The organism is Bradyrhizobium sp. BRP19, from assembly GCF_020194195.1.
In the GTDB taxonomy this organism is placed as follows: domain Bacteria; phylum Pseudomonadota; class Alphaproteobacteria; order Rhizobiales; family Xanthobacteraceae; genus Bradyrhizobium; species Bradyrhizobium yuanmingense.
Genome location: NZ_JADYVZ010000001.1, coordinates 842,598 through 863,349 on the forward strand (window position 1 = coordinate 842,598; position 20,752 = coordinate 863,349).

Annotated in this window: 19 protein-coding genes and 1 pseudogene; 10 read left to right on the forward strand and 10 right to left on the reverse strand. The window is 65.1% G+C overall.

Features of this window, described 5'->3' with window-relative positions:
- Positions 1–54: 54 nt before the first annotated feature.
- On the forward strand, positions 55–1,443 hold the full coding sequence (locus I6F36_RS04120) for a serine hydrolase (protein WP_225132632.1): 1,389 nt from the start codon (positions 55–57) through the stop codon (positions 1,441–1,443).
- Here I6F36_RS04120 and I6F36_RS04125 read toward each other — a convergent pair.
- Entirely contained in the window at positions 1,430–2,998 is a 1,569-nt protein-coding gene (locus I6F36_RS04125) for a S10 family peptidase (protein WP_225171040.1), read from the reverse strand. The genes I6F36_RS04120 and I6F36_RS04125 overlap by 14 nt on opposite strands.
- A gap of 252 nt (positions 2,999–3,250) precedes the next feature.
- Between I6F36_RS04125 and I6F36_RS04130 the strand changes: the two genes are divergently transcribed.
- From I6F36_RS04130 to I6F36_RS04140, 3 genes are all read left to right on the forward strand, one after another.
- Positions 3,251–4,030 (forward strand): NAD kinase, encoded by a 780-nt coding sequence (locus I6F36_RS04130; protein WP_036010536.1) that lies wholly within the window; start codon positions 3,251–3,253, stop codon positions 4,028–4,030.
- A 92-nt stretch (positions 4,031–4,122) separates the two neighbouring features.
- Positions 4,123–4,668: a response regulator gene (locus tag I6F36_RS04135; RefSeq protein ID WP_011088265.1), complete on the forward strand. Its 546-nt coding sequence runs from the start codon at positions 4,123–4,125 to the stop codon at positions 4,666–4,668.
- A gap of 28 nt (positions 4,669–4,696) precedes the next feature.
- Positions 4,697–5,275 carry an Hpt domain-containing protein gene (locus I6F36_RS04140; RefSeq protein WP_225132634.1) on the forward strand — a complete coding sequence of 193 codons (579 nt, stop codon included), beginning with the start codon at positions 4,697–4,699 and terminating at the stop codon, positions 5,273–5,275.
- Between the two features lie 140 nt (positions 5,276–5,415).
- Here I6F36_RS04140 and I6F36_RS04145 read toward each other — a convergent pair whose 3' ends face one another.
- The 4 genes from I6F36_RS04145 to folE all read right to left on the reverse strand — a co-directional run bounded on the left by I6F36_RS04145 (position 5,416) and on the right by folE (position 9,295).
- Complete coding sequence (locus I6F36_RS04145; RefSeq protein WP_225171041.1) at positions 5,416–6,591, reverse strand: DUF2336 domain-containing protein; 1,176 nt, start codon at positions 6,589–6,591, stop codon at positions 5,416–5,418.
- A gap of 327 nt (positions 6,592–6,918) precedes the next feature.
- A complete protein-coding gene (locus I6F36_RS04150) occupies positions 6,919–7,938 on the reverse strand; it encodes a transglycosylase SLT domain-containing protein (protein WP_225132636.1) in 1,020 nt (339 codons plus the stop codon).
- Positions 7,939–8,152: 214 nt separating this feature from the next.
- Complete coding sequence (gene hisI / locus I6F36_RS04155; protein WP_225132637.1) at positions 8,153–8,575, reverse strand: phosphoribosyl-AMP cyclohydrolase; 423 nt, start codon at positions 8,573–8,575, stop codon at positions 8,153–8,155.
- A 27-nt stretch (positions 8,576–8,602) separates the two neighbouring features.
- Positions 8,603–9,295, reverse strand: coding sequence for a GTP cyclohydrolase I FolE (gene folE, locus I6F36_RS04160; RefSeq protein ID WP_036027718.1), 693 nt, complete (start codon positions 9,293–9,295; stop codon positions 8,603–8,605).
- A 251-nt stretch (positions 9,296–9,546) separates the two neighbouring features.
- On the opposite strand from folE, the gene I6F36_RS04165 reads away from it, so the two are divergent.
- Entirely contained in the window at positions 9,547–10,002 is a 456-nt protein-coding gene (locus I6F36_RS04165) for an iron-sulfur cluster assembly scaffold protein (protein WP_036044037.1), read from the forward strand.
- Positions 10,003–10,112: 110 nt separating this feature from the next.
- Here I6F36_RS04165 and I6F36_RS04170 read toward each other — a convergent pair whose 3' ends face one another.
- A complete protein-coding gene (locus I6F36_RS04170; RefSeq protein WP_225171042.1) occupies positions 10,113–11,009 on the reverse strand; it encodes a hypothetical protein in 897 nt (298 codons plus the stop codon).
- Positions 11,010–11,261: 252 nt separating this feature from the next.
- Between I6F36_RS04170 and yidD the strand changes: the two genes are divergently transcribed.
- Together yidD and I6F36_RS04180 are read left to right on the forward strand one after the other, a co-directional pair.
- On the forward strand, positions 11,262–11,600 hold the full coding sequence (gene yidD / locus I6F36_RS04175) for a membrane protein insertion efficiency factor YidD (protein ID WP_225132638.1): 339 nt from the start codon (positions 11,262–11,264) through the stop codon (positions 11,598–11,600).
- 89 nt (positions 11,601–11,689) lie between these two features.
- The gene (locus tag I6F36_RS04180) at positions 11,690–11,896 is read left to right on the forward strand and encodes a hypothetical protein (protein WP_036044035.1); all 207 of its coding nucleotides are present in this window, start codon (positions 11,690–11,692) and stop codon (positions 11,894–11,896) included.
- On the opposite strand, the gene I6F36_RS04185 is transcribed toward I6F36_RS04180, so the two are convergent.
- Both I6F36_RS04185 and I6F36_RS04190 read right to left on the reverse strand, forming a co-directional pair.
- A complete protein-coding gene (locus I6F36_RS04185; RefSeq protein ID WP_225171043.1) occupies positions 11,897–13,111 on the reverse strand; it encodes a hypothetical protein in 1,215 nt (404 codons plus the stop codon).
- A 2-nt stretch (positions 13,112–13,113) separates the two neighbouring features.
- Positions 13,114–14,480: pseudogene (locus tag I6F36_RS04190) on the reverse strand (APC family permease).
- 360 nt (positions 14,481–14,840) lie between these two features.
- Here I6F36_RS04190 and I6F36_RS04195 point away from each other — a divergent pair.
- Positions 14,841–16,163: an alpha/beta hydrolase gene (locus tag I6F36_RS04195; protein ID WP_225132640.1), complete on the forward strand. Its 1,323-nt coding sequence runs from the start codon at positions 14,841–14,843 to the stop codon at positions 16,161–16,163.
- Between the two features lie 21 nt (positions 16,164–16,184).
- On the opposite strand, the gene I6F36_RS04200 is transcribed toward I6F36_RS04195, so the two are convergent.
- The gene (locus I6F36_RS04200) at positions 16,185–16,550 is read right to left on the reverse strand and encodes a hypothetical protein (RefSeq protein ID WP_036010500.1); all 366 of its coding nucleotides are present in this window, start codon (positions 16,548–16,550) and stop codon (positions 16,185–16,187) included.
- Between the two features lie 89 nt (positions 16,551–16,639).
- On the reverse strand, positions 16,640–17,815 hold the full coding sequence (locus I6F36_RS04205) for an MFS transporter (protein ID WP_225132641.1): 1,176 nt from the start codon (positions 17,813–17,815) through the stop codon (positions 16,640–16,642).
- Between the two features lie 187 nt (positions 17,816–18,002).
- Here I6F36_RS04205 and thrS point away from each other — a divergent pair, with 187 nt between their 5' ends.
- Both thrS and I6F36_RS04215 read left to right on the forward strand, forming a co-directional pair.
- The gene (gene thrS, locus I6F36_RS04210; RefSeq protein WP_225132642.1) at positions 18,003–20,045 is read left to right on the forward strand and encodes a threonine--tRNA ligase; all 2,043 of its coding nucleotides are present in this window, start codon (positions 18,003–18,005) and stop codon (positions 20,043–20,045) included.
- Between the two features lie 93 nt (positions 20,046–20,138).
- Entirely contained in the window at positions 20,139–20,702 is a 564-nt protein-coding gene (locus I6F36_RS04215; RefSeq protein ID WP_225132643.1) for a nitroreductase, read from the forward strand.
- The last annotated feature ends 50 nt before the right edge of the window (positions 20,703–20,752 follow it).

The following is a 20,752-nucleotide window of genomic DNA, read 5'->3' on the forward strand; positions in this document are numbered from 1 at the left end:
TCTGCTTTCTCGGCTAGCCTTTCGCACCGACCTCCCTCGCAAACCGGTAGCGCAATGGACACGTGGCTGCGATCCGCGATCGACTACATCGGCTCCTGGATCGAATACCAGCTGACGACGATCCAGCAGCCGGGCGTCATCGTGGCTTTCGCCCATCGCGGCGAGGTCGTCGCCGAGCATGCGTTCGGCCTCGCCAATCTCGACACCGGCGAGAAGCTCACCCCGCGCCATCGCTTCCGCATCGCCTCGCACTCCAAGAGCTTCACCTCGGCCGGCATCATGAAGCTGCGCGAGCGGGGCAAGCTCCGGCTCGACGACCATGTCGGCCGATATGTCGGCGGCCTCGATCCGCGCGTCGCCGAGACCACGATCGCGCAAGTGCTATCGCACAGCGCGGGGCTGACGCGCGACGGCGCCGATTCCGGCCAGTTCATCGACAGCCGCCCCTATCTCGATGCCAAGGAGCTGCTTGCAGAATTGAAGCTGCCGACCGCGATCGACCCCGGCACACGCTTCAAATATTCCAATCACGGCTTTGGCCTGCTCGGCCTCGTGATCGAAGCTGTTGCGAAGGAGCCCTACTCCGTCTGGATCAAGCGCGAGATCATTGCGCCCGCCGGCCTGCGCGAGACGGAGCCTGACGCACCGTTTCCCAAGGGCGCAGCGTTCGCGCGCGGCCACACGCGCAGGGTGCCCTTTGGCGAGCGTTGCGTGATCCCGGGCGACAATCCCGCCCATGCAATGGCATCTGCCGCAGGCTTCGTCGCCACCGCCGCCGACACCGCCCGCTTCTTCGCGCAGCTGGCGCCCAACGCGAAGAAGAGCGTGCTGTCGGTCGCCAGCCGCCGCGAGATGACGCGAAACCATTGGCGCATCCCGCAGAGCTTCGAGGCCTATTACGGCTTGGGCGTCAATGCCGGCAAGACCGATGGCTGGGACTGGTTCGGCCATGGCGGCGGCTTCCAGGGCTATATCTCGCGGACCTGCTCCATTCCCGCTTGCGAGCTTGCAATCAGCATCCTCAGCAACTCGATCGACGGCGCGGCGCCGTTCTGGATGGACGGCGCGATGCAGATCCTGCGCGTCTTCCAGACCCGCGGCGCCCCCGACCGGCGCGTGCGCGACTGGACCGGGCGCTGGTGGACGATCTGGGGCGCGACCGATCTCGTCCCCGCCGGCAACCGCGTGCTCGTCGCCAACCCGCAGTTCAACAACCCGTTCATGGATGCCGCCGAAATCGAAGTGACCGGCCGCGACACCGGCAAGCTCGCCTGGGCTGCCGGCTATTCCAGCCACGGCGAGCCGGTGCGCCGGGTCCGTGACAAGCGCGGCAAGGTCAGCGACATCTGGATTGCCGGCGCGAACGTGAAGCCAAAAAAAGTCGTCGCACGCGAGATCGCGCGCCGGTATCCGCCGCGCAAGCGCCGGCCTACTCCCGAATGAGCGCCTCGACCTCGCTTCGGAACGCCTGCCGCGATCCGTCGCGCGAATAGAACATGTGGCCGCCGGGATAGACCACGAACTTCACGCGCTGCGTCACGAAGGCCGGCAGCTGGTCGAGCACCCGCCTCGTTGCGAAATAGGGCGTGGCGAGATCGAACAGGCCGTGCGTGACCAGCACGTTCAGCTTCGCATCGGTGGAGAGGATCTGGCGCAGCTCGGAAACCGATTGCGGCGGGTTGATGCCGCGGCCGAAATCCCATTGACCTTCGACGGCGCCGTTCAGGACTTCATATGAGCCGCCGGGCCGCCAGTTGAGCTTGCGCGAGAGCACGTCGACCGCGGCGCTCGTCAGCGGTGCCTGGAGCGGATCGCCGGAGGGATCGCCGAAGCGCGAGCTGCTCGAATCCGGATAGGGATCGAAGCCGCGCACCGAGGCATCGTAGCGTCCGGTCACCTTGCCGTTCTTGCGGTCGAATTCGCGGCGGAATTCACCGACGTCGAAGCGGCCGGCGAGGCGGCGGCTCACCGCCTGGTCGATGCCGGTGAGTTCGGCGACCTTGTCGGCCAGACGCGTCGTTGCCTCCTTGTCCGCCTCGCCCCTGACGAGATCGGTCAGGAATTCGCCGCGCGCGTAAGCCTCGACGTCGGCGAGGTCGGCGCGCTTGACCGGACGTTTGGCTTCGCGCGCCACTGCCACGTAGCTCGGCAGCGTCGCGACATATTGCAGGAGGCTCGTGCCGGTGAACTCGCGGAAATCCAAGAGCGGCGAGACCAGGATCAAGCCCCTGACGCCGACGCCCTGCTGGAGCTGCAACTGGCGCAAGACCTTGGGGCCGCGAATGCCGCCATAGCTTTCGCCGGCGACGTATTTCGGCGAAGTCAGCCGCTCGTGCTTTTCGAGCCAGCGGCGGATCACGAGCGCGATCGAGTTGGCGTCGCCATCGACGGAGTAGAACGATTTGCGGGCATCCTCGCCGCTCGCCACGAAGCGGCTGTAGCCGGTGCTGACGGGGTCGATGAAGACGAGATCGGTGAAGTCGAGCCAGGTCTCCGCGTTCGGCTTCACCTCGGGCGAGGCCGACGGCGACAGGGCCTCGCCATCGAGCGGCAACCGCCACGGCCCGGCCGCGCCGAACTGAAGCCAGGCCGAGGACGCACCGGGCCCGCCGTTGAACAGGAACGTCACCGGACGCGTGGCGCGCTCGGCACCGTCGAGCTGGTAGGACGTATAGGCGATGTCGGCCAACGGCTCGCCTTTGCCATCGAACACGCGGATCGACCCGGCGGTGGCCGTGAAGTTGAGGGTCCGGCCGGGCAGATCGAGCGTCTGCTTCGTGGTCGAATCCGGCGGCAGACGGTGCGGCTCGGCCGCGGACGACGACGTCTGCGGCGCGCCTTGTGCGCCACCGCCGCGGCCCCCCTTCTGTCCGGCCGGCGCGGCCGCCTCGGAGCGCGGCTGCGGCGCATCATCTGCGTGTGCAAGGCCGACGAACGCGAAAGCCGACACCGCCAACACCAGGCCCGCGCGGCGGAGCGCCGGCAAAGTCGTGACCATGATCATCCTCCGTGTCCGGCCGTGACCGCCGGGGAGTCAGAAAGGTAGCGCCAAATTACGACGGTTTGGGGAATCATTGGCGGTGCGGGCCCTGAAGCGGCCGGCCGGGTTCAAATTGCCCGGTTCTGTGCTTAAGTCCGGTTGGACCGTCCCCATTAGCTTTGGTGGGCGGTCATCCTCGACAATACGGGCCTACCTCGTATAGACGAGCCCGCGGAACCTTCCTCGACCCAGCGGCCCTGCCGAGAAGCCATGACCAAGCCTGCGCGATACGACCGGATCGCCTTCGTCGCCAGCCCGAGCAACGAGGCGCAAGCCGCCTTTGGCCAGTTGACCAGGGACTATGGCAATTGCGATCCCGATGAGGCCGACGTGGTCGTCGCACTCGGCGGCGATGGGCTGATGCTGCAGACGCTGCACCACCATATGCGTACGGGAAAGCCGATCTACGGCATGCACCGCGGCACGGTCGGCTTCCTGATGAACGAGTACTCGACGCACGATCTGCGCCAACGGCTCGAGACGGCGCATGAATCCGAGATCAATCCGCTCTTGATGCGCGCGACCGACGTCAACGACCGCGTTCACCTGCACCACGCCATCAACGAGGTCTACCTGTTCCGCCAGACCTCCCAGGCGGCGCGCTTGCGGATACTTATCGACGAGCGCGAACGCATGCCGGAGCTGATCGCCGATGGCATTATCGTCGCGACGCCAGCAGGCTCGACGGCCTATAACCTCTCCGCCCAAGGACCCATCCTCCCAATCAACGCCGCCCTGCTGGCGCTGACGCCAATCAGCGCCTTCCGGCCGCGGCGCTGGCGCGGCGCCCTCCTGCCCAATACCGCCTATGTCGTGATCGAGGTGCTGGAAGACGACAAGCGCCCCGTCGCAGCGGTCGCCGACCACGAGGAGGTGCGCAGGGTCCGGCGCGTCGAAGTGCTTTCGGACAAGAGCATCTCGATGCGGATGCTGTTCGACCCTGGCCACAGCCTGGAAGAGCGCATCCTGCGGGAGCAGTTCGGCTACTGAGTGTCCTGCCGCCCCAACCCTGGCCGCAACCCTTCGTTAACTCCCGGCACGATATGGTTAACGAAGGTTGACCCGCTTTTGGCCCGGGCGTCATGTTCCGTATCGACTTCAACAAGCTGCGCTTCCTCGTCTGCGACGACAATCCGCACATGCGCCGCATCCTGCGGACGCTGCTGCATTCGTTCGGCGCGCGCGAGGTCTATGAGGCCGAGGACGGCGCCACGGCGCTCGAAATGTACAGCCATTACGTGCCCGACATCGTCATCACCGACTGGGCCATGCCGATCTTCGACGGGCTCGAGCTCGCGCAGATGATCCGGCAGCCGGAATCCAAGGGCAATCCCTACGCACCGATCATCATGCTGACCGGACATTCGGAGAAACGTCGCGTCACGGTCGCGCGCGATGCCGGCGTCACCGAATTTCTGGCAAAGCCGATCTCGGCCAAGGGGCTCTATCAGCGTATCCTCAACGTCGTCGCCAATCCCCGCCCCTTCATCAAGACCAAGACCTATTTCGGCCCCGACCGGCGCCGCAACACCAACTCCGCCTATATGGGCCCGGAGCGCCGCGTCGGCGAAAAGCACGAGGTGCTGCAGCAGCCCTCGCTGCTCGACAAGGCCCGCTCCACCATCTAGCGCAACCGCTTCAGACGAGGCAGGCATCATGGCGAAGAACAGCGCAAAGGACGTCGAGGTCAAGGCCTTCGCCACGCACCAGGTCATCACGCAGCCCAATCCGCTGCGCAAGGTCCTGCGCCGCGTCGAAGAAAAAGACCTCGACGACCCGGTCGCCCGCGCCGAGCAGGCGCTCGCGAGCCTCTCCGGCGAGTTCAAGGACTGGATGGCGATCGAGGCCCAGCGACTGTCCGCCGCCTGGACGGCCGTGCAGAACGACGGCTTCACGAAGAAACTGCGCGACGAGCTGTTTCACGCCGCGCATGACATCAAGGGGGATGCGGCGACATTCGGCTTTCCTTCAGCCGCAGGCATCGCCGAAAGCCTGTGCCGCGTCATCGAGCACGCGCCTGACCTGGAAAAGGTGCCGGCCGAGCTGTTCACGCACCACATCAACGCCATTCTCGCCATCGTGCACGAGAACACCAGGCTGGACAGGATCAGCGTCTCGGCCGAGCTCAGCCGCCGCCTGCGCAAGGTCGCCGATGATTATCTTGCCTACGTCAACCGCGACCGCCCCGAGCATCTCGAGGTGATCCTGGCGCCGAGCATCGCGCCGGGGGAATAAGGCTTCACTCTCTCCTCTCGTCATTGCGAGCGCAGCGAAGCAATCCAGACTGTCGCCGCGGAGGGATTCTGGATTGCTTCGCTGCGCTCGCAATGACGGAGCCTGTCTCTCTTCCGGCCCGCCTTGTCGCGAGCTTCGAACTACGCCGCAATCAGATCGTCATAGAGCGGATCGACCACATCATCGGCGACAATCTCGTCGCAGAACAGCCGTGCCTCTTCGCGCGCGGATTCAGTGGCGAAGCGGCGCAGCAGGACCATCAGCGGCTCGGTGGCGCCGCGATCGGACTCGCAATGGGTGAGCACGCGCTCGACCATGCGCCGGCGCAGCCGCGCCGCGCCGTCGTCGCTGTCGACGAAGCCCTGCTCGTGGCAGGCATCGAGCGCGACCTGGAACGCCGCAAACGTCGCCTCCGGAAGCCCGGCGCGACGGAGCAGCGCGTGCACGCTGTTGCCGCCGCGCTCGTGCAGCAGCGCCGAGACGCGCGCCAGCGGCAGATCGGCGAGTTCGGCGAGTGCCGCGTCGAACAAGTCCAGATTGCCCGACAGTAATGCGCGCAGGATCAGGCCCACGGTCAGCTGGCCGGTGATCCGCAAATGCCGGACCAGGCCCTGCATGTCATCGCCGCGCGAGCGCGCCGCGATGTTCATGGTGGAGCGATCGCGCGCCTCGATGGTGATGCGGTCCGCGCGCTCGGCGCTCAGCCAGTTCCGCGCCACGACGAATTGCGCCAGCGTCTCGGAGAGCTTTGCCACCAGCGCAGCACGCGTTGCGGCCGGCAGATCCTCCAGCACCAGCATCGCCTCGCGGATCGCGGCTAGATGACCATGACGCTCGACGATCCGGTCCCAGGAGAACGGGGCGAGCTCGGCATGGGGATTCTCGATCAGCTCCAGCGCGGCAGCGGCGCAGCCGACTTCGGCGATCGCGGCGCACACCGACACCGGCAATGCGATGCGGCGGGCGACTGCGCATTGCACCTCCTCGCCGCCGGTCGCGACGATGTCGACGAGATCGGCGTCGATCAAGAGCGGGGAATGTTCGAGCACCGGCAGCGCGACCGTCGGCTGATCGGCCGACAGCGCCCGCACGATTGCGGCCGGCGCATCGAGGCTGCGGGCAAAGGCTTCGGCCATCGCCTGCCGGACCAGCGGCGAGGCATCATCGAGCAGCATCAGAAGCGCGCCTTCGGCGGCGATGCGATCGTCTGCAGAAAGGTCCGAGATCAGCCAGGCCCGGGCAAGCGCCCGTGTTGCCTCGGCCCGCTCGCCTGCGGGCGCCGTCCTGATCCAATGAATGAACTGCCGAACAATCATGCTGCTTCCGGCTTACACAACAAACGAAAAACGATGACGCTCGTCACCTGCAACACAAAATAAACCACGACGCTTAACAAAGCGTTCACCATAACTGGCTGGTTTTGTTGATGATTTGTTAAGGGAACAAAGCCGCCACGCGCGGCACACGCGACGAGCTCTCGCTGATCCTCCGTCATTGCGAGCGCAGCGAAGCAATCCAGGACTGTATCCGCGGAGAGATTCTGGATTGCTTCGCTGCGCTCGCAATGACGGTGTTGACGCAGCTGCGCACACAGTCTCGATCTTGTGCACGGACGTAACGCGGCGTCCGGAGCAAGAGCGAAGCTAGCTCGAGAACGTGCCGCTGCGATCGCTGAAGAGATCGAGCGGTTGCGGCGGCCGCACGTCCGGCGTCACTGAGGCGACCGAGGTGAGCGAGGCATTGTTGCCCCATAGTTTCTGCACCGTGGTCGAGACCGGCTGCGTGGCATCGCCGGGTTGATAGATCGAACGAAACACCGGCGTGCCCGTCGCATTGTCCGCGACATGTGTCGACGACGTCGCGCTGACGGGCGTCACTGTGCGGGCATTCGGGAAGGTCTGGAGATAGGCGGCGTTGTCCGCGACAGGCGCAGTGGGCACCACTGCATTGGCACTCGCGACCTGCGTGGTCGAAGGCGTGGCGCCATACATCGCCATCGCGCTGCGGGTTACCTTTGAATTGGCCGCGCTGGCATAGCGGCTGTCCAGGACCGAATAGACCTCGGAGACGCTGCGGGCGCGGCCGTCCTTGGCGTAGAAGATCGGGCGGTTGGCGGCCGCCGCGTTGGGAAACAGCCGCGCGCCGACGGCTTGCGGATTGTCCTCGGCATTGGCGATCAATTTCGCCGCGCCGCGGACGCCCATGAAATGGGCCATGTAGAGTTCGCTGTCGCTCGGCCTGCGCCCGAGCAGGCCGGTGAGCTTGAAGCTGTTCGACTGCGTCAGCGCCGCGGCCATGGCGGAAGCGGCTTCGGGATCGTCGCGCAGCTTCATGATCGACCGCTTCTTGACGGGATCGTCGACGGTGTAGGTCCCCGATGACGTCCTGGTGATGGCGTCGGCGTAGCTGCCATAGCCGAGCTGGGCACCCGCTTCCTTCACCGTGCCGAGCCAGGTCTGGTCGATGAACTGGTAGAGTCCCTGCGCGGATGAGGTGGTGGCGGTGGCCGTCGGATTGAAGTCCGATTCCATCTTGGCCGTGGTCAGCATGTACTGGAAGCTGATGCCGGAGACGTTCGAGGCCTGCTTGATCGCACCGGCGACACGCGCCCGCGACGGATCAAGGCCGGCCGTCTGCGTGGCACTGAAACTGTCGATCGACATAATGGAGGGCCCGCCCCGCGCGGCGCTGAGCGACGCCGGCAATTCGGCGCCCGTCGTCTCACCGTGGGACAGCTATGGTTAATGCGGGGTTAATTGATGCTACGCGTCATTCCGGGGCATCGCGAAGCGATGAGCCCGGAATCCATTGAGCTGGGCGTGACGCCTTGCGATGGATTCCGGGTTCGCGCTGCGCGCGCCCCGGAATGACAGCGAGCTATTTCTTGTAGACCGCGTCTGGATCGAACAGCCGGTCCGCCTCAGTGAAGACCAATCTCGCTCCCTCGCCCTCGGCCTCGACCTTGCGGTAGAAGCACGACCGCCGGCCGGTATGGCAGGCCGCGCCGATCTGCTCGATGCGGATCCAGACCGCATCCTGATCGCAATCGGTGCGCATCTCGACCACGCGCTGGGTCTGACCCGACGTCTCACCTTTTCGCCACAACGCATTGCGCGAGCGGCTGAAATACCAGGCTTCGCCGGTCGCAATGGTCTTGCGCAGCGCCTCCTCGTTCATGTGCGCGACCATCAGCACGTCGCCGGTGGCGACGTCGGTGGCGACGACCGTCACGAGGCCAGCGGCATCAAATCTGGGCAGGAAGGCGAGGCCCTCCTCGATCTCATGGGAATGAGCGGACACAGCAACTCTCGCCGGTTTGTCGCGAGGTCAGCGCGTCGTGCCTCGCACCAAGGACAGGAAACGGGCCTGCTCCGCCGGATTGTCGCGGAACATGCCGGTGAAGCGGCTGGTGAAAGTAGAGGCGCCATGCTTGGCGACGCCGCGCACCGACATGCAGGTATGCTCGGCCTCGATCAGCACGGCAACGCCGCGAGGCTTGAGGACCTCGTCGATCGCGGCGGCGATCTGCGCGGTCAGGTGCTCCTGGGTCTGGAGCCGGCGGGCGAAAATGTCGGTCAGGCGGGCCAGCTTGGACAGGCCGACGACGCGCTCCACCGGCGTATAGGCGATGTGCGCCTTGCCGTAGAACGGCATCATGTGGTGCTCGCATTGCGAGGTGAACTCGATGTCGCGCACCAGGACGAAATCGTCATAGCCCGCCGTCTCGCCGAAGGTGCGGTCGAGCACCTCGGCCGGGCACTGGTGGTAGCCCTGATAGAGCTCGTCGAAAGCCTCGACGACGCGGCGCGGCGTGTCGAGCAGGCCCTCGCGCTCGGTGTTCTCGCCGATATAGGCGAGCAGCGTCTTCACCGCCGCTTCCGCCTCGGCGCGCGCGGGACGCGGCTGGTCGGCGCGGACGGCGGCCGCGAGGAATTCGGCAGGATCAAGCTCGGCCGGGCGGTTTTCGGGCTGCCGGTCGGAGGGCTTGCCCGGGCGGATGGATTTGATTGCAGCGTCCATATCTTCTCCGTTCGACGGCCTAACGGCCGGAGTGTCACCGGCAGACGGGTCGGCCAAGCCGCCGGACGCCTGAACAGAACAGTTTCGGTGCAAAAGTCCCAAGGTCACAAGCCGGCAGCGCAGATCTGGATCACCGCCACCGCTCCGCTGGACTGTTTTTCCACCAGTTCCGCCCCTATATAGGACCGTGGGCGGCGCCCGCCAAGGCCGATCCGGCTTGGAAGCGGGTGTGACGCGTTGGACTCCATCACATGCTGAACGACATTTACAACAAACGGATCATCGAGCTGGCCGGGAATATTCCGCGGCTCGGACGGTTGGCGGACCCCGATGCCTCCGCCACCGCCCATTCCAAGCTGTGCGGCTCGACCGTGAAGGTCGATCTCAAGATGAACGGGGATACCGTCACCGACTTCGCCCATGACGTGAAGGCCTGCGCCTTGGGCCAGGCCTCTTCATCCATCATGGCAAGTCACGTGGTCGGCTCGACTGCGAGCGAACTCCGTGAGTTACGCGAAACCGTTCGCAAGATGCTGAAGGAGAATGGTGCGCCTCCTCAAGGAAAATGGGAGGAGATCAAGTTCCTCGAGCCGGTCCGCGACTACAAGGCGCGCCATGCCTCGACGCTTCTCACCTTCGATGCCGTGGTTGATGCCATCGGCCAGATCGAGGCCAGAACCAAGCAGCCGGCCGCAGCGCAAGGCTGACCCCCCCCCCCCCTCCGTATTCCGGGCGAACTTGCGCACCCCAGGTACGCACTTGCTCACCAAGGTTCGCGCTGACGCGCGCCCCGGGATGACTACCGAGATTTAAGAGCTTACTTCGGCGCCGCCGCAGCAGCCGGCGTGGCAACACTACCGGTCGGCACCAGGGCTTCCGCCGTCTTGGTCGACTTGGAAGCCTGCTCCGGTTCCGCGCCGAACCTCGCCTGCGTCTTCGGTGCAAGCTCCGCCATTGCCGGCGCCGAGATATCCACGTGCGGGAGCACGTCAGCCACGAGATCGGTCGTAACCAGATTGGTGAGCTTGAGCTCGCCGGCATCGAGCTCGTGCAGGTCCTCCCAAGGCGGGACGCTGAGCGCAAGCGACAACAGATCCCCGGCGCCACCCATATCGAAGGTGTATTTGGCGAGGCGGCCGATGTCGCGCTCCACGATCATCAGGTCCTGCGCGCTATAGCTCGCCGCCTTGGCATCATCGGCGCGGTCGCCCATCCAGATCTGGTGAACCCGGACATGAGCGGCTTCCGGCACGTAACGCTTCTTGCCGGCCAGCAGCAGGAAGGCGCACATGGATTCGCAATACGCTTCCGGCGCGACGGCCGGCCGTGTCGACGGCCCGCCGCGGAGGCTCACGCCGACCGTGGTCAAAAGCCCGAGATTGCGGAAGCGCCGGCCGAGCGTGATCGCGTCATTGACGGAGCCGCCGCTGGAATCGAGCACTACGGTGGCGCCGCCGAGCTGGCGGCCGCGCGAAAACTCTTCGAATTCTTTGGGCGTATCGGCGGTGATGATGCCGACCGCGCTGATCCAGCCGCGGCAGTTCGGCTCGCAGGCGACCCAGCTGAACTTCATCGGCAGCTTGCGCTCTTCGAGGGCAGCGCCGGCGCGGGCCGACGATCCGAATGTTGAGACAGCGCCAGCCAGCGCGACTCCGCAGACGGCGGTTCCCACCAGCAACCAGCCGCGAAGTTTAAGGGAGTTCAGAAGTCTCAATCTGGTTCCTTCCCCAAGCCCCAAAGCCCCAAGGTCCCCAAACAATCCCCGGTGGCGCTACCTGAGTCCATCATACAGGCGTATGTTTCTACACACGACCGTCATAAAAATGGTATCCGGGCGAATACAGATCGTCCACAGATACTTGCTGCACTGCTCCCAAAAAACACGCAAAATATGGCGTGGAAACAGCTTATGGTTCCCTGCACCGGAACCGGGCAAAGCTTCGCTCAACATCGCAGCACAACGCACATGAAGCATTCAGCCTGCCAGCGCTGTTCCAGTTCCGTCGATGGTGTGCTCCGGCTGCCGCGCAGATTCGGCCGTGCACTGATCTGGCTGTATCGCCACACGCTGTCACCTCTGGTCGGTTACAATTGCCGGCACCTGCCGACCTGCTCCGTCTATGGCGATGAGGCAATCGAACGGTTCGGGCTGTGGGCCGGCGGCTGGATGACGCTCGCGCGCCTGCTCCGTTGCCATCCCTTCGGCACGTCCGGCATCGACAACGTGCCTCTCACGGCGCCCAAAGGCGCACGCTGGTATCTGCCCTGGCGCTATGGCCGCTGGCGCGGAGTTAACGCGTACTGACCTGCGGTGCTCTGAACAGCGCCGCCCTGACCGGAACCTTAGACTTTCCGCCCGCGTTGTCTTGATGCTCCCCACGGGAGGAAACAACAATGCGCTGGAAAATCAGCCCGCATTTTCACGTCAAGCCCGGTCCGAATCTCGATCACAGGGCACACGATCCAAGAACCATCGACCTGCTCGCCATCATCGCTTTGCTTGCGCTCGTCCTCGGCTCAGGCTGGTATCTTGAGAGGAGCCTTGCAACACAGCCGAGCACGACGACGTTCATCGTGCCGAGCCAGAGCGTGCATTGGTAGTCACCGGAACCAGTAGAACCGTCCCTGTGACGGAGGGATCGACTCCGGCGGTCGTAGCCGCTTCGGGCGCGGCGCCTTTGGCGCCGGCTCGGCGGCCGAAGTGGTCTCTGCAGCCGGTGCGGTCTCGCTGCCCGGCACCTTCACCGCCAGCAGCAAATTCGATTCACGCATGCGCCAGCGATAGCCGACGCCGAAATCGATCGGCTGGGCGCGCGTGAACAGCTCGGCGTAGCGCTCCTGGTAGCGGCCGGGGAATTCGTCGATGGGGCCGAGATAGCGGCCGAACGGGAAGAACCGCCATTGCCGCGCATTGTAGTTCGCAAGCGGAATGCCGGAATCGTCCTGGATGATGGTGGCGCTGTTGGCGAGCAACCAGTCGCGTGCGACGGTAAAATTGCCGGAGTGCAACAAGTAGGACGCACTCTTAAGCAGGCTGTTGCCGGGCCCGAGCGTCTCGCAGAATTTCAGGAAGCCCGTGGCACGTGCGCCGGAATTTGAGAGGTCGGTTGCGAAATAATACAGCGTACGCGCTTCCCCGTCGCTGCCGGCAAAGCTGATGCGGACGCCGCGCGTCACGTTCCGTCCGGGATTGTCGCCGCCGACATGTAGCCCGCCCTTGTCGTCGAGCGCGACCATCTCGACGTTGCGGATGGTCTTGCCGGAGCGGGCGAGGAAGACATAGAGGATCGGCAGGGTGCCGTTGACCTGGTTGGCGCTCAGGTCGACCTTCATCTGCTTGGTGATGAAGAACGAGAAGCTCAGGATCGAGCCAAGCGAGCGTTCGACGTTATAGAGCGCAGCGCCGACCGAACCGCGCGGCAGCCGCGTCAAATCGGGGACCGCGCCGACCGGCTCCAGCGCGCCGAGCACGTAGGTGCTGGCTTTGGGATAGAAGGTGTTGGCGTAGAGGAAATCGGGGCCGCTGAACAAATAGAACATGGTCGGTCGGGGCGCGGCCAGATTGAGGTCGGCCCAGCTGCGGACCTTCGAGAGCTGACGCTGCTCGAGCTGAGCGAAGGCGCCGTCGAAGAATTTGGCGTGACGCTGCCAGGCCGGGTCCCTGGTGAGCGGCACCAGCGGCGAGTCCGCCGAAGGCTGCATGCCCGCAAGGAAGCGCGCCGTGTCATCGAAGGTGACGTCTGCGGCACGCGCGGACGAGACGGCCGCAGCCAGGAGGACGAAAGCAACGGCCGCAATTCTCAGGGGGCGGAGCATGTCTATTCGCGATGCGGTGATGCGGCAGCGACGACGGGCCGCCTGCGGAAAACAGCGTAAATCAAAAGGCCGGAGAGCATGACGAGCATTCCCGACAGCGACTGAAGCGGCCGCTCCGTCAGAAGGTAGTACATCATGAACGCGGTCACGAGCAGAAACACGAGCGGCGTGAACGGGTATCCCCAGGCGCGATAGGGCCGCGGCAGATCGGGATCGGTGATACGCAGCTTGATGACGCCTGCGACCGTGAAGAACGAGCAGAACAACAGCGCGAACTGGATGAAATCGAGCACCGCCTCGAAGCTGCGCGTGAACAACAGAAGATTGGCGATGGCCAGTTGGAACAGGATGGCATAGGCCGGCGCGCCGCTCACGGACCGCTTGGAGAAAACGCGCAAGGCGGGAATGTCCTCCCCCATCGTCATCATCACGCGCGGGCCGATCCACATCATCGCGCTGATCGAAGAGATCAGACCGAAGCAAATCATGGCGCCGACGATCCGACCGCCGAGGGTGCCGAAGATCGCCGTGCCGGCGACACTGGCGACGTCGAGCTGGCCGGCGAGCGCGCTGACCGGCGCCGAATGGAGAAATACCGCGTTCAGCGCGACATACAGCACGAGCACGATCAGCGTGCCCGCGAGCAGCGCGCGCGGCAGGTTCCGTTGCGGCGTCTTCATCTCGCCGATGATGTAGGTGGCGGCATTCCAGCCCGAGAACGAATACATCACGAAGACGAGCCCGATGGCGAACGGCGCGCTGACGATGTGAGCGATATCGCCGGGCTGCGGCGTGAAGCTGATCGGCTGCGGCACGGCGATGACGAAGCCGGCGACCAGGAAGCCGACGATCAGCACGACCTTGAGGACGGTCGAGATCAACTGGAACGTAGATGAGTGCCTGACGCCGGTCAGTTGCACCAGGGAAACCAGCCACACCACGCCGATGGCGAGCGGAATCGCCGGCAGATCGGGTACGACCGACTTGGCATATTCCCCGAACGCCATCGCGGCGAGCGCGACCGGCGCCGCGAAGCCGACCGTGGCCGACACCCAGCCGGCGAGGAAGCCGAAGGCCGGGTGATAGGCGCGGCCGAGGAAATTGTACTCGCCGCTCGAGCGCGGAAACATCGCGCCCAACTCGCTGTACGCGAACACACCGCACAGCGCGACGACGCCGCCGACCGTCCAGAGCAGCAGGATCGAGAAGCCGGACGGGATGTCCTTGACCTGGAAGCCGAGGCTGGTGAAGACGCCGACCCCGATCATGTCGGCCACGACGATGGCGGTGGCGACCGGAACGGAGACCCCGGCCCCCTCCCGGTCAGCCGGTCCGTCCAGGGCGGGGTACCCGCATCTGATGCCGTCATCGGGGTCCTTAACCTCAGGCGCTTCGCCTAATGGGCCGATCGTGCACTTTGGCCCAGTCAATTCAAGCAGGGTTAACAAGGGTTAAATGAGGCAACGGAGGTAGGTACCTGACCACCGCCTAGGCGCTTCTTTGGACGATGTCTCTGGATGCAGCCGGGATTGTCCGTTCCGCTCCCCCACAATCAGGACACGATTGCATGGTCCTTTCGAGCGTTCCGGATGTGGGGAAGTTTCTCCGGACGCTTAACGTCGCCTAAACGCCAGTCGGCTCAATTGTTTCAAGTTTGCCGATGGACGTGTGACTTGGACGTATGACCTGGGACGTAAGACTTGGGTCGTGACTTTGGGGTCATGGGTGGATGGCCGGGGCCGCTCCTAAACTGAGAGCTGATGATCGTGCCGATCGGACAATGTCCGGTCGGCATGATCGTGCGCTCCGGGCCGGTCTAATCTCAGTCATGGTGCCGTTGTCGCTGACGCTGGTTCAATGCGGCAAGGCGCCGGATCCGGCGGCGCTGGCGGCGAACTCCCAGGCGAATGTCCAGGTGGTCGCCAAGACCAATTCGCAGAGCTCGAACGCGCGCGTGGCAAGCGGCGACACGTTCGAGGATCGCTTCCCTGCCCCGCAGTTTAGGGAGCGCTTTCCCTCGGCGAGTGAAAGCTTCCTGCATCGGCAGATGTCGGACTTCTCACCCAAGAGCGCAGTCCAGCGACAGATACCGGACCAGGCGTCCTACAAGGTGGCCTCGCTCGAGCCGCAAGTGCCGTACAAGCGCCCCGCCCGCGAGGATCTGACGACACTCGTCAGCATGAAGTCGTCGGCCTTTCCCTATTTCGGCAACAACCCCGCCTCCGACGCGCCCTTCCTCAACATCTCCAAGGGCGACCGCCGCGGCCACCGCAGCTATTCCGGCCGCGTCTACTGGCAGGACGAGACCTACAGCGACAGCCGCGTGCTGGTGCACGTGCCCGAGCATTTCGACCTGCGCAAGCCGGGCGTGATCGTGGTGTTCTTCCACGGCAATGGCGCAACGCTCGAGCGCGACGTCCGCGACCGGCAGATGGTGCCGAAACAGGTCACCGATTCCGGCGCCAATGCGATCCTGCTTGCGCCGCAGATGGCGGTCGACGCCGCCGATTCTAGCGCCGGAAAATTCTGGCAGCCGGGCGGCTTCAAGCGCTTCATGGCGGAATCGGCCGACCATCTTGCGCGCCTCACCGGCGATCCCAACAGCGCGCGCGCCTTCGCCAACATGCCGATCGTGATCGTCGGCTATAGCGGCGGCTTCCTGCCGACGGCGTGGAGCCTCGAGGTCGGTGGCATCAGCGACCGCGTGCGCGGCGTGGTGCTGCTCGATGCCGTCTATGGCGAGATGGACAAATTCGCGTCCTGGATCGAGAGCCACCGTTCCGGCTTCTTCGTCAGCGCCTACACCCGCCACACCGCGCGGCGGGACCGGGAGCTGATGAGCATGCTCCGCCAGAAGGGCATCAGCGTCGCCGAGGACATGGACGGGCCGCTACGACCCGGCAGTGTGGTGTTCGTGGAGACCGGCGAGGGCATCACCCATCGCGACTATGTCACCCGCGCTTGGACGCGCGATCCGCTCAAGGACGTGCTGGTGAAGATGGCGGCGACGCCGTCGCTCGCGCTGACGCGCGTCGCCTCCACAAATCCCTAGCCGGGATATCAGTTCCCAATATCAGTTCCTGGGCAGCTTCGGAATGCTCTCGGCAAAGCCGTTGAAGCAGGCCAGCCGCTCGTCCTCTTCCTTGAAGAAGCGGCAGTCGGCATAGCCCTTGGCCTTGGCCGGCTTCGGCTTCGGCGCCGGCGGGATCACCGCGTCGTAGCAGTTGAGGCGATCCTTGGTGCCGTCGTCGATTTCGAGGCAGGTCTGGAGGCGGACCGCGATCGATTGCGGCTTGCCCTTTGGAGCGGCGACAGCCTCCTTGGCGCCTTTCGGCTTGACCTGCACCAGCGGCTTGTCCCCCACCATGGGTGGCTTCTCGGTCTGCGCAAATGCGGAGGCTGAATAGAGCACCGCGGCAACCGCCAGAATCATCCTCATCTCAGTCAACTCTCTTTGATCCCCACGCCGGCCTTCTACCGCTCCCGCGCGAGGTTTGCCAAGCGCCTTGCGCGCACGACCTGCTGCGTTCAGGCGGTGGCGGCAGCCGCCCGCCTGGGCCGGGTCACGACCACCAGGATCAGTGCCAGCACGACGAAACCGACCGCGACGAAGCCGAGCGTGTGCAGGAGCTCGCGGGCGAACAGCAAGCCGCCGACCGCGGAGCCGACCGCCTGGCCGATATAGAGGACGGATGTGTTGAGGGCGACGGTGGCCGACGCCAGCGGCGGCGCAGCCGCGACCAGCCGCACCTGTTGCATCGAATTGGTCGAGGCGAAGCCAAGGCCCCAGATCGTCACCGCGCCCGCCATCATGACGAGCGAGCCGGCGCCGAGGGCCCACCCGCTCATCCCGGCAAGCAGCAGGCAGGTGAACAGCAACGAGGTGCGATAGGGCCCCGCAGTGTCGACGATGCGGGTGGCGACGACGACGCCGAGGAAGCCGCAGATCCCGTACAGCGCGAAGACCAAGCCGATCGCATCGGGGCCGGCGCCAGTGAGCTTGTTGAGCAGCGGGCCCATATAGGTGAACACGACGAACTGCCCCGACATTTGCAGCATCGTGATCGCGAGCAGCAGCAGGATCGTCCTGCTTCGGCCGACGGCGGCCCATGTCTTCAGATCGACCGGTGCGCCCTGCAGGCCCGCCGGCAGACGCAGCAGCAACAGCAGCAAGCTGACGCAGCCGAGCGCGCCGACCCCGCCATAGGCCGCGCGCCAGCCGTAGCGGCTGGCGATAAAGGTGATGAGCGGCAGGCCGACGGCGGCTGCGAGCGACCAGCCGAGGAAGAGGTACGCAATGGTGCTGCCGCGCCGTTCCGCCGGCACGATCAGCGCAGCCGTGCCGGCCGCCTGCGGCGTATAGAGCGAGCCGACTGCGAGCATCGCGAGCCGAATGATCAGCAGGCTGGTGTAATCGGGCGCAAACGCGGAGGCGAGATTGCCGAGTGCGAGCACCGCCAGCGTCGTGGCGAGCAGGATCCGCCGTTCGATGCGGCTGGTCAGCCACGCCGTCAGCGGCGAGCCGACGCACAGCGTCACCGCGCCGAAGGTGATCAGGAGCCCGGCCGCGTGGATGCTGATCCCGAGCCCCGCCGACAATTCCGGCAGCATGCCCGCCGGTGCCAACACCGAGCAGCCGGTCACGAGATTGCCGAGCATCAGGGCGGTTGGCGCGAAACGGCCGGCGGCTGGGGCGCTTTTCATGCAACCGCATGTAGCGGCGGCCCGCGACCGGTTAAAGGGTACAACGTCAAATAGTTGCGGGCTCCGCCCCCGGTTTTGCGCGCCACTTTCTTGGAAATGCCGGATTGCGCAGGCCGAATCGCCTGATATATCGCTCGTTCCCGCTTACCTGCGCTCGTTCGCAGGAGTGAGCCCCAGGAGAAAAGCAATGTCCGACCAGCCCAAATCCGAGTCCGGCTTCCAGTACAGCCTCTCCAATTTGAAGCCCGTGACCCCCGCCGCCAAAGTCACCCTCACCTTCCCCGACGGCGCCAAGCGCCAGTTCGACAAGGGCATCACCGGCCTCGATATCGCCAAGGGCATCTCGCCGTCGCTGGCCAAGCGCACGGTCGCCATGGCGCTCGACGGCGCGCTTGCCGATCTCAACGATCCGATCGAGGCCGACGCTGGAATCGAGCTCGTCAATCGCGACGATCCGCGCGCGCTCGAATTGATCCGGCACGACTGCGCACACGTGCTGGCGGAAGCGGTGCAGACGCTGTGGCCGGGGACCCAGGTCACGATCGGCCCCGTGATCGAGAACGGCTTCTATTACGACTTCTTCCGCAACGAGCCGTTCACGCCGGAAGACTTTGCCGCGATCGAGAAGAAGATGCGCGAGATCATCGCGCGCGACAAGCCTTTCACCAAGGAAGTCTGGGACCGCGAAAAGACCAAGCAGGTGTTCCGCGACAAGGGCGAGGCCTTCAAGGTCGAGCTGGTCGACGCCATTCCCGGCACCGAGCCGATCAAGATCTACTACCAGGGCGACTGGTTCGACCTGTGCCGCGGTCCGCACATGACCTCGACCGGCAAGGTCGGAGGCGCCTTCAAGCTGATGAAGGTGGCCGGCGCTTATTGGCGCGGCGATTCCAACAACCCGATGCTGACGCGCATTTACGGCACAGCCTTCGCCAAGCAGGAGGACCTCGACGCTTACCTGAAGCAGATCGAGGAAGCCGAGAAGCGCGACCATCGCAAGCTCGGGCGCGAGCTCGACCTCTTCCACTTCCAGGAGGAAGGTCCGGGCGTCGTGTTCTGGCATCCGAAGGGCTGGACCATCTTCCAGCAGCTGATCGCCTATATGCGCCGGCGCCTCTCCGGCGACTACAACGAGGTCAACGCGCCGCAGATCCTCGACAAGGTGCTGTGGGAGACCTCGGGCCATTGGGGCTGGTATCGCGAGAACATGTTCGCGGCGCAATCGGCCGGCGACGAGGCCGAGGACAAGCGCTGGTTTGCGCTCAAGCCGATGAACTGCCCCGGTCACGTCCAGATCTTCAAGCACGGCCTGAAGAGCTACCGCGACCTGCCCTTGCGCCTCGCCGAGTTCGGCGTGGTGCACCGCTACGAGCCCTCCGGCGCCATGCACGGCTTGATGCGCGTGCGCGGCTTCACCCAGGACGACGCGCACATCTTCTGCACCGAGGATCAACTCGCCGAGGAGTGCCTGAAGATCAACGATCTGATCCTGTCGACCTATGCCGATTTCGGCTTCACCGGCGACCTCACGGTGAAGCTCTCGACCCGGCCGGAGAAACGCGTCGGCACCGATGCGATGTGGGATCACGCCGAGCGCGTGATGGCGACGGTGCTGCGCGAGATCCAGTCGCAGAACAATCACATCAAGACCGAGATCAATCCGGGCGAAGGCGCGTTCTATGGGCCGAAGTTCGAATACGTTCTGCGCGATGCCATCGGTCGCGACTGGCAGTGCGGCACCACGCAGGTCGACTTCAACCTGCCGGAGCGGTTCGGCGCCTTCTACATCGACCATGACGGCGGCAAGAAACCGCCGGTGATGGTGCACCGCGCGATCTGCGGCTCGATGGAGCGCTATATCGGCATCCTGATCGAGCACTATGCCGGCAACTTCCCGCTCTGGCTCTCGCCGGTGCAGGCGGTTGTCACCACCATCACCTCGGAAGGCGACGAATACGCCAAGGTGGTGCTGGAGCAGGCGCGGCGCGCCGGGCTTCGGGTCGAGATCGACCTGCGCAACGAAAAGATCAACTACAAGGTCCGTGAGCACTCGCTGGCCAAGATCCCGGCCCTGCTCGTGGTCGGCAAGAAAGAGGCCGAGACGCACTCCGTCTCGGTCCGCCGGCTCGGCAGCGACGGCCAGAAGGTGATGACCACGGCCGAGGCGATCGCCGCCCTGGTCGACGAGGCGACGCCGCCGGACGTGAAGCGGGCGCGCGGCGCCGTCTGAGCCCTGAAATCGATCTAAATTCGCTTCCGGTTGCGGGCGTGCATGCTTATCTCGGCATGGCACGCCCGCCGACCATTCGAAGAGGATATCGCAGTGCCCGATGCCATCGAACTCCTGAAGACCCGCCGCTCGGTCAAGCCGCGCGAGATGACGGGGCCCGGCCCGTCGGCGGCCGAGCTCGAGACCATCCTCACCATCGGGGCGCGCGTGCCGGATCACGGCAAGCTCGCGCCCTGGCGCTTCATCATCTTCGAGGGCGAGGCCCGGCTACGTGCCGGCGAGGTGATCGCGCGGGTCTTCGCCAGGAAGAATCCGGGGGCGCCGGCGGCCGACGTCGAGACCGAGCGCAAGCGCCTAATGGACGCACCGCTGGTGATCGGCATCGTCAGCTTCACCAGGCCGCATCCGAAGGTGCCGGCGTTCGAGCAGGAATTGTCGGCGGGCGCCAGCGCCATGAACATCGTCACCGCCGCCACCGCACTCGGCTACGGCGCCTGCTGGCTGACCGGCTGGTTCTCTTTCGACCGCGACGTGCTCGACGGCCTCGGCCTCAAGCCGGATGAGAAGCTCGCCGGCTTCATTCATATCGGCACGCCGACCAAGCCGAACGAGGACCGTCCGCGCCCGTCACTTTCGGACATCGTGACGCGATTTTAATCGATGTTGTGTTGACGCATCGAGCCTCTTGCGGCTTTGATCCCGCCGGG

Coding starts and splice junctions, on each gene's coding strand:
- I6F36_RS04125 (WP_225171040.1), bottom strand. CDS start 2,998: ATGGTCACGACTTTGCCGGCGCTCCGCCGCGCGGGCCTGGTGTTGGCG.
- I6F36_RS04180 (WP_036044035.1), top strand. CDS start 11,690: ATGCGCTGGAAAATCAGCCCGCATTTTCACGTCAAGCCCGGTCCGAAT.
- I6F36_RS04145 (WP_225171041.1), bottom strand. CDS start 6,591: ATGATTGTTCGGCAGTTCATTCATTGGATCAGGACGGCGCCCGCAGGC.
- yidD (WP_225132638.1), top strand. CDS start 11,262: ATGAAGCATTCAGCCTGCCAGCGCTGTTCCAGTTCCGTCGATGGTGTG.
- I6F36_RS04150 (WP_225132636.1), bottom strand. CDS start 7,938: ATGTCGATCGACAGTTTCAGTGCCACGCAGACGGCCGGCCTTGATCCG.
- I6F36_RS04185 (WP_225171043.1), bottom strand. CDS start 13,111: ATGCTCCGCCCCCTGAGAATTGCGGCCGTTGCTTTCGTCCTCCTGGCT.
- thrS (WP_225132642.1), top strand. CDS start 18,003: ATGTCCGACCAGCCCAAATCCGAGTCCGGCTTCCAGTACAGCCTCTCC.
- I6F36_RS04140 (WP_225132634.1), top strand. CDS start 4,697: ATGGCGAAGAACAGCGCAAAGGACGTCGAGGTCAAGGCCTTCGCCACG.
- I6F36_RS04165 (WP_036044037.1), top strand. CDS start 9,547: ATGCTGAACGACATTTACAACAAACGGATCATCGAGCTGGCCGGGAAT.
- I6F36_RS04195 (WP_225132640.1), top strand. CDS start 14,841: ATGGCCGGGGCCGCTCCTAAACTGAGAGCTGATGATCGTGCCGATCGG.
- I6F36_RS04200 (WP_036010500.1), bottom strand. CDS start 16,550: ATGAGGATGATTCTGGCGGTTGCCGCGGTGCTCTATTCAGCCTCCGCA.
- I6F36_RS04130 (WP_036010536.1), top strand. CDS start 3,251: ATGACCAAGCCTGCGCGATACGACCGGATCGCCTTCGTCGCCAGCCCG.
- folE (WP_036027718.1), bottom strand. CDS start 9,295: ATGGACGCTGCAATCAAATCCATCCGCCCGGGCAAGCCCTCCGACCGG.
- I6F36_RS04120 (WP_225132632.1), top strand. CDS start 55: ATGGACACGTGGCTGCGATCCGCGATCGACTACATCGGCTCCTGGATC.
- I6F36_RS04135 (WP_011088265.1), top strand. CDS start 4,123: ATGTTCCGTATCGACTTCAACAAGCTGCGCTTCCTCGTCTGCGACGAC.
- I6F36_RS04205 (WP_225132641.1), bottom strand. CDS start 17,815: ATGAAAAGCGCCCCAGCCGCCGGCCGTTTCGCGCCAACCGCCCTGATG.